The sequence below is a fragment of the Actinophytocola sp. genome (assembly GCF_036002505.1).
In the GTDB taxonomy this organism is placed as follows: domain Bacteria; phylum Actinomycetota; class Actinomycetes; order Mycobacteriales; family Pseudonocardiaceae; genus DASYTH01.
The window spans coordinates 1-6,948 of the sequence record NZ_DASYTH010000254.1 but is presented as its reverse complement, the minus strand read 5'-3'; the positions used below and the strand labels follow the sequence as shown (position 1 = coordinate 6,948).

The window sequence follows — 6,948 nt, the reverse complement described above, 5'->3', positions numbered from 1 at the left end:
CGCAGGATCAGCGGTGTCCACGGCTCGCCGAACACGTCGAGGGTGCGGGCGATCGAACAGGCCACGTCGCCGAACTGGGTGCGCTGCATGAAGAGGGCGTGGGAGGACTCCCCGGACGGCTGGCCGCAGGACCCGACCATGGGCTGGTTGAAGCCCCGCGACGAGTACTGAGGAGACCATCATGCCCAGGACCCTTACCCCGACCGAACGCGAGGAGTTCCTTGCCCAGCCCCACATCGGGGTGCTCAGCGTGGCCGGCGACGGCGACCGGCCGCCGCTCACGGTGCCCGTCTGGTACGCCTACCAGCCCGGCGGCAACCTCACGTTCTTCACCGGCACCCAGGGGGCCAACGCCCGCAAGACCCGCCTGCTCGAACGGGCCGGCCGGCTGAGCTTCTGCGTGCAGCGGCCGGAGATTCCGTACAAGTACGTCACCGTCGAGGCGTCGGTGATCAAGGTGGACCGGGCGCCGGCCTTCGACGAGGTTTTCGCCGTCACCAGCCGTTACCTGCCGGAAGACGCCGCGCGCGGTTTCGCCGAGGCCGAGACGGCCGCACCGAGCGGCACGTTCGTGCTGTTCACCGCCCGGCCGGACCGGTGGCTGAGCACCGACTTCGGCGAGGACGGCTAGGGTCTGAACCAGTTAAGCCCGGCACGGTGTCCGAGTCACTGTAAGGAAGCCGTTCAGGAAAATTTTCCTACTGAACCGGATAAGCAAGCGTCTTGACGACTGGCGCCACGGTGCAGCAGTCTGGGAGCGCTCCCATTTTCAGTGATGCCATCGAAGTCCCCTGCTGGGAGGCGAAACCGGATGTCGAGATCAACGCGGATCCCCATTGTCGGCCTCGCGGTGGCGCTGGTTGCCGCGGGCGGTGCGGCGCTCACCACCGCCGCCCCGGCCTATGCCGCCGCGGGCTGCCAGGTCACCTACACGACGAACGACTGGACCACCAGCCCCGGTCAGGGCGGGTTCGGCGCCAGCATCACGCTGAAGAACCTCGGTGATCCACTCACCTCGTGGACGCTGCGGTTCAGCTTCCCCGGCGCGCAGCAGCTCCAGCCGCCCGGCTGGGGTGCCACGTTCGCGCAGACCGGCCAGAGCGTGACCGCCCCGAGCGTGTCCTGGAGCGGCAACCTGGGCACCGGCGCGTCGATCGGAATCGGGTTCAACGGCACGTGGGTCGGGAGCAACCCGAAGCCGGCGGCCTTCTCCCTCAACGGCGTCGCCTGCACGGGCACGGTCGACCCGGGCAACCAGCCGCCGGCGATCTCGATCACCAGCCCCGCCTCCGGGGCGACGTTCAGCCCGCCGGCAACGGTCACGGCCAACGCCACCGCGTCTGATGTGGACGGTTCGGTGTCGCGAGTGGACTTCACGCTCGGCACTACGACGGTGAGCGACCCGACCGCGCCGTACAGCGCGACGTTCAGCAACCTCGCCTCGGGCACGTACACGCTGACCGCACGGGCGACCGACAACCAGGGCGCCGCCGGCACGAGCAACCCGGTCACCATCATCGTCGCCGGCGGCCCGGGCGACCCGGTCGCGCCGGCACTGCACGTGTCCGGCAACCGGCTGCTGACCGCGAGCGGCGCCACCTACCGGCTGCTCGGCGTGAACCGGTCCGGAGGTGAGTTCGCCTGCATCCAGAACAAAGGCATGTGGGACGGCCCGGTGGACCAGGCATCCGTCACCGCCATCCGCTCGTGGAAGATCCGCGCGGTGCGGATCCCGCTCAACGAGGAGTGCTGGCTGGGCACCGCCAACGTCCCCTCGAACGGTGTCGGCGGCGCCGCGTACCAGCAGAACGTGAAGGACTACGTGAACCTGCTGATCGCCAACGGGATCACGCCGATCGTCGAGATGCACTGGAACCTCGGCCAGTACACCGGACCCGGGGCCGGCTGCCCGGACACGCCGGCGGCGTGCCAGAAACCCATGCCGGACGCCCAGCTCGCCCCGCAGTTCTGGACCGGCGTGGCGAACGCCTTCAAGGGCAACAACGCCGTGGTGTTCGACCTGTTCAACGAGCCGTTCCCGGACGCGGCCAACAACTTCGCGGACGAGACCGCCGCCTGGCGGTGCTTCCGCGACGGCGGGACCTGCACCGGCATCGGCTACCAGGTGGCCGGCTTCCAGAGTCTGGTCAACGCCGTCCGCGCGACCGGCGCCGCCAACGTGATCATGGTGGGCGGCCTCACCTGGTCCAACACCCTCACCCAGTGGCTGCAGTTCCGGCCGACCGACCCGCTGAACAACCTGATGGCGTTCGGGCACGTCTACAACTTCAACGGCTGCGTGACCACCAGCTGCTGGGACGCCCAGTGGGCGCCGGTCGCCGCGCAGGTTCCCTTGACGCTGAGCGAGATCGGTGAGAACGACTGCGCGCACACGTTCGTCGACCAGGTGATGGCCTGGGCCGACGGGCACGGCGTCGGCTACCTCGGCTGGACCTGGAACAACTGGCCCGGCTGCGGCCCGATCCTCATCACCGACTACACCGGCACCCCGACGGCCCAAGGTCAGGGTCTGCACGACCACCTGGCCCTGGTCTCCAACTAGAGCCGCCCATAGCCTCCCACCGACCAACGGAGCCTCAGGGGACCGTGACGGCACCCAGCCACAATCCACCCCGACAACCGCACTGTTCCCGGAACGCAACCACCATTAAAAAGTCCGGAGAGGCGGGACAGCGGCCAGCATCTCGAGGAGGCCCGTGGCGCCGGTTGGGTCGGGCGGCAGGGCGTCGACCGGCCACCACTGCAGGTCGAGCGACTCGGGGCTGCGGACCGGTTGTGCCCCAACGGGTGCGTGCACGCGGAAGCGGACGTCGAAGTGCCGGGTGGGCACGCCGAGCGAGCAGGTGATGGGGTGCACGTCGACGTGCACCGGGTCGGGGTCGATGCGCAGGCCCGGGATGCCCGACTCCTCGGTGGCCTCGCGCAGCGCGGCGCCCACCAGGGTGCGGTCCGACGGTTCGCAGTGGCCGCCGAGCTGGAGCCAGGCGCCGACCCTGGGGTGCAGGGTGAGCAGCACGTGCTCGCCGGCCGCGTCCAGCACGATCGCCGACGCGGTGATGTGCCCGGGCACGCAGGACCGTTGGCACGCATCGGTTCTGGCCTCGAGGAAGCCCAGAAACGCCTGCCGCAGCGATTCCTGGCCGGGTGCCGCCGGCCGCCACCCGGTCAGCGTGGCCACCGCGTCCGCGTGCAGGCTCACCGGACCACCAGGAACTCGCCGGGGCCGTCCACCGCACGCGGCGTGAGCGGTCCGTCCGCCGGGTGCCCGACGGCCACCGCGCCCAAGGGCTCCCAGTCGTCCGGCAGCTCCAACACCTCGCGGACCACGGGCGCGCAGAAGATCGTCGACGACACCCAGCAGGAGCCCAGCTCCTCCGCGGCCAGCGCCACCAGCAGGCCCTGCACCGCGGCCCCGCCGGCCACGGTGAACATGGTCCGCTCGGCCTCCGCCCGGCGCGCGTCCGGGTACTGGTGGGAGCCCGCCCGAACCAGGAACGGCAACACGATCTCCGTTGCCCCGTAAAGCAGATCTCCGCGCCGCAGCCGCCGGTCGATCCGCTCGTCCGGCATCCCGTCCGCGCGCAGGTCCTCCCGCCACGCGGCCCGCATCGTGTCCAGCAATTTCGTCCGAAGTGGACGGTCGCGCACCCAGGCGAACCGGACCGGATGCGTGTGGTGCGGCGCGGGTGCGGTCAGCGCCGCGCCGATCGCCCGGCGCAGCGCGGTCTCGTCGACCGGGGTACCGGCGAAGAACCGGACCGACCGGCGCAGCAGCACGGCCTCGCGGCGCCCCCGTTCGATTGCGAAATCCGTACCCAGCCGGAACAGGTCCTCGTTGATCGGCCGGACCAGATCCCGTGCGGCGCCGGGGTTCTCGCCGATCCGCAGGCCACGCACGACCGCCACCGGAACGCCGCCGAGCTTGCCCTTCACCAGGTCGGCCGCCGCCGCCACCTCGTCGGCCACCGCGATCTCGGTGACCTCGAGCTCGTTTCCCTGCCCGTCAACGGTTCCGGCGTAGCGGTGCAGCACCTCCAGGCCCGACACGCCGATCGCGGCGTCGGTCTGACCGATCCGCCAGGCCCGGCCCATCGTGTCGGTGATCACCACGGCCACCTCGACGCCCAGCCGTTCGCGCAACCCGTTGCGCAGCGCCAGCGCCGACGCGTCCGGATCCGCGGGCAGCAGCGCGATCTCGCCACCGGCCACATTGGACGCGTCCACACCGGACGCGGCCTGCACGATGCCCAACCGGTTCGCGGTGATCAGCGTACGGCCACGCCGGGCCAGCACCCGGACCGCCTCGTCGAGCACGAACTTGCGGCGGGCCGCGTCCCGGCTCTCCTTGCCGGCCGGCACGCCGATCAGCTGACCCTCTGCTTTGGACACGATCTTGCTGGTGACCACGACGACGTCACCGGACCGCAACCAGCGCGCCGCGCCGGCGATCGCGCCGGTCAGGTCGTCGCCGGGGCGGAACTCCGGCAGCCCCTCCACCGGCAGGATCTCGACCTTCCCGGGTGCGGCATGATCACTCAACGGAGACTCCAGCGAGGTCGAACGCGGCGCGGACCATGTCAGCCGTCGCGTCCACGGTGGACATCAGCAGTGGCACCGCGCGGACCGGAACCTCCGGGATGTCCGCGGTGTCGGTGGCGTGGATCAGCCAGCCGTCCAGCAGGCCGTCGCGGGAGCGGGCGCCGTAGTGCCGGCCGACGGCTTCGGCGGTGGTGGCGACGCCGATCGCGGTGAGGCAGGCGTCGGCCATGCCGCGCACCGGGCGGTCCTCCACGATGGGTGACACGCCGATCACCGGGGCGTCGGTCTTGGCCAGGGCGGCGCGCACGCCGGGCACCGCGAGCACGGTGCCGACGCTGACCACCGGGTTGGACGGCGCGAGCAGCACCACGTCCGCGTCGGTGATCGCCTCCACCACGCCCGGCGCCGGGTTCGCCTCGTCTGCTCCCACCGGGACGATCGAATGCGCGGGCAGTTCGGCGTGGTGGCGCACCCACCACTCCTGGAAGTGGATGGCCGTGCGCTCGCCGCTGTCCGGATCGTCGACCACCACATGGGTTTCCACCCGGTCGTCGGTCATCGGCAACAGGCGCACGCCGGGCCGCCAGCGATCGCACAGCGCCTCGGTGACCGCGGAGAGCGGGTAGCCGGCGCGCAGCATCCGCGAGCGGATCAGGTGCGTGGCGATGTCCTTGTCGCCCAGACCGAACCAGTCCGGGTCGGCGCCGTAGGCGGCCAGCTCCTCCTTGACCGTCCAGGATTCCCCGACCCGCCCCCAGCCGCGCCCGGTGTCGATGCCCCCGCCCAGGGTGTACATGCAGGTGTCCAGGTCCGGGCAGATCCGCAGCCCGTGCAGCCACACGTCGTCGCCGGTGTTGACGATCGCGGTGATCCCGTGGCCGGTCGTGCCGGGCAACCCGAGCGCCGCCTTCACCCCGATCAGGAACCGCGCTCCACCGACCCCGCCGACGATGACGACCACCCTCATCCGGTGAACCCCTAACGCTGCCAGAAGAAGAACACGTAGCGTCCGAGTGCGGCCAGGCCGTCGTCGCCGCCGATCAGGCTCAACACGTTGAACGCCAACCTGCTGAACGCGTCGCCGATCGGGCGGATGCCGATCAGGGCGGCGAACAGGATCAGCGGCGCCCAGGGCCGGGCCTTGGCACCGAACCGTTGTGCCTCAGGCGAAAGATACGGCTCGATCGCTCCCCAGCCGTCCAGGCCCGGGATCGGCAGGATGTTCAGCACGAACGCGAACACCTGCAGCAGCGCCAGGAACGACAGCGCCCCGGCCAGGCCGTAGTACGGAAAGCTCGGGTCGATCAGCTGGACGGTCAGGATCAGCAGCCCGCCGAGCGCCAGGTTGGACAGCGGCCCGGCCAGCGACACCATGGACTCGACGCGCTTGGACTTCAGCGCGTAGTGGTTGATCCACACCGCGCCGCCGGGCAGCGGGATGCCGCCGATGGCCAGCAGGATCAGCGGCAGCACCAGGCTCAGCACCGGATCGGTGTAGCGGCGCGGGTCCAGGGTCAGGTAGCCCTTGAAGTAGACCTCGCGGTCGCCGCCGCGGAACGCCACGAAGGCGTGGCCGAACTCGTGCAGACACAGCGAGACGCCCCACCCGCCGAGGATGAGCAGCACCGTGCCGGCGGTGACGGTCGCATTGGGGTCGAACAGGGTGAGCCCATCGTCGCCGAAGCCGACCAGCAGGCCACCGCCGATGGTGACGGCGAGGATGCCGAGGAACACGGGGGATGGGCGCACCATTGATCGCTGCACCCCACCAGTGTTCCAGTGCCCGAAGGGGCGGTGCCGCACCGGGATGGAGTGCCCGATGGTGTAGTCGCCTCCATACCGCATCACCCACATAGGTACCGGACTTGACTCGCCGAGATCACAAGGGTGTAATCACATCGATGTCATTCGCCGCTGAGGCAGGCGTGGCGAATGGTGTCCGCCGGCCGGGGAGCGCAGGAGGCGAGGAGGCGGACCGGATGTACGTACTTACCACCGACGGGAGCAGTGCCGTGGAGTGGGGGGAGCACCCTCTCGATGAGCTGGGTGTTCTTGCCGAACTCTTCGACGAAGGCGAGGAGCAGGAGTGGCAGGAGCGCGCCCTGTGCGCGCAGACCGACCCCGAGGCGTTCTTCCCGGAGAAGGGTGGCTCCACCCGCGAGGCCAAACGGATCTGCCAGGGCTGCGAGGTGCGCGACGAGTGCCTCGAGTACGCCCTCGCGCACGACGAGCGCTTCGGCATCTGGGGTGGCTTGTCAGAGCGGGAGCGGAGAAAACTGAAGAAACGAGCAGTCTAGGCATGCTCGCGGAACGCGCTCGCCATTAGCTCGTTTCTTGTGCTCTCTGGGGGCCAAGCCCCCAGACCCCCGGCCCGAGGGGGTGTTCCCC

At 70.3% G+C, this 6,948-nt stretch carries 7 protein-coding genes and 1 pseudogene; 3 read left to right on the top strand and 5 right to left on the bottom strand.

Going from position 1 to position 6,948, the window contains the following annotated elements:
* A pseudogene (locus VGR06_RS22720) lies at positions 1 to 89 on the bottom strand (transcriptional regulator); the annotation flags it as partial.
* A 92-nt stretch (positions 90 to 181) separates the two neighbouring features.
* On the opposite strand from VGR06_RS22720, the gene VGR06_RS22715 reads away from it, so the two are divergent.
* Positions 182 to 631: a pyridoxamine 5'-phosphate oxidase family protein gene (locus VGR06_RS22715; RefSeq protein ID WP_327561123.1), complete on the top strand. Its 450-nt coding sequence runs from the start codon at positions 182 to 184 to the stop codon at positions 629 to 631.
* Positions 632 to 811: 180 nt separating this feature from the next.
* The gene (locus tag VGR06_RS22710; RefSeq protein WP_327561122.1) at positions 812 to 2,563 is read left to right on the top strand and encodes a cellulase family glycosylhydrolase; all 1,752 of its coding nucleotides are present in this window, start codon (positions 812 to 814) and stop codon (positions 2,561 to 2,563) included.
* Between the two features lie 105 nt (positions 2,564 to 2,668).
* Here VGR06_RS22710 and VGR06_RS22705 read toward each other — a convergent pair whose 3' ends face one another.
* The 4 genes from VGR06_RS22705 to VGR06_RS22690 are packed head-to-tail and all read right to left on the bottom strand — an operon-like array spanning position 2,669 to position 6,324.
* Positions 2,669 to 3,220 (bottom strand): NUDIX hydrolase, encoded by a 552-nt coding sequence (locus tag VGR06_RS22705; RefSeq protein ID WP_327561121.1) that lies wholly within the window; start codon positions 3,218 to 3,220, stop codon positions 2,669 to 2,671.
* Positions 3,217 to 4,560, bottom strand: coding sequence for a coenzyme F420-0:L-glutamate ligase (locus VGR06_RS22700; protein ID WP_327561120.1), 1,344 nt, complete (start codon positions 4,558 to 4,560; stop codon positions 3,217 to 3,219). The genes VGR06_RS22705 and VGR06_RS22700 overlap by 4 nt, the downstream gene beginning before the upstream one ends.
* Complete coding sequence (cofD, locus tag VGR06_RS22695; protein WP_327561119.1) at positions 4,553 to 5,527, bottom strand: 2-phospho-L-lactate transferase; 975 nt, start codon at positions 5,525 to 5,527, stop codon at positions 4,553 to 4,555. The genes VGR06_RS22700 and cofD overlap by 8 nt, the downstream gene beginning before the upstream one ends.
* A gap of 11 nt (positions 5,528 to 5,538) precedes the next feature.
* Entirely contained in the window at positions 5,539 to 6,324 is a 786-nt protein-coding gene (locus tag VGR06_RS22690; protein ID WP_327561124.1) for a site-2 protease family protein, read from the bottom strand.
* A 215-nt stretch (positions 6,325 to 6,539) separates the two neighbouring features.
* On the opposite strand from VGR06_RS22690, the gene VGR06_RS22685 reads away from it, so the two are divergent.
* Positions 6,540 to 6,857, top strand: a complete 318-nt coding sequence (locus VGR06_RS22685) for a WhiB family transcriptional regulator (protein ID WP_327561118.1) — start codon at positions 6,540 to 6,542, stop codon at positions 6,855 to 6,857.
* Positions 6,858 to 6,948 lie beyond the last annotated feature (91 nt).

What these genes read in the sequence shown, in the direction of transcription:
- VGR06_RS22715 (WP_327561123.1), top strand. Translation starts at nt 182, where the DNA reads ATGCCCAGGACCCTTACCCCGACCGAACGCGAGGAGTTCCTTGCCCAG.
- VGR06_RS22710 (WP_327561122.1), top strand. Translation starts at nt 812, where the DNA reads ATGTCGAGATCAACGCGGATCCCCATTGTCGGCCTCGCGGTGGCGCTG.
- cofD (WP_327561119.1), bottom strand. Translation starts at nt 5,527, where the DNA reads ATGAGGGTGGTCGTCATCGTCGGCGGGGTCGGTGGAGCGCGGTTCCTG.
- VGR06_RS22685 (WP_327561118.1), top strand. Translation starts at nt 6,540, where the DNA reads ATGTACGTACTTACCACCGACGGGAGCAGTGCCGTGGAGTGGGGGGAG.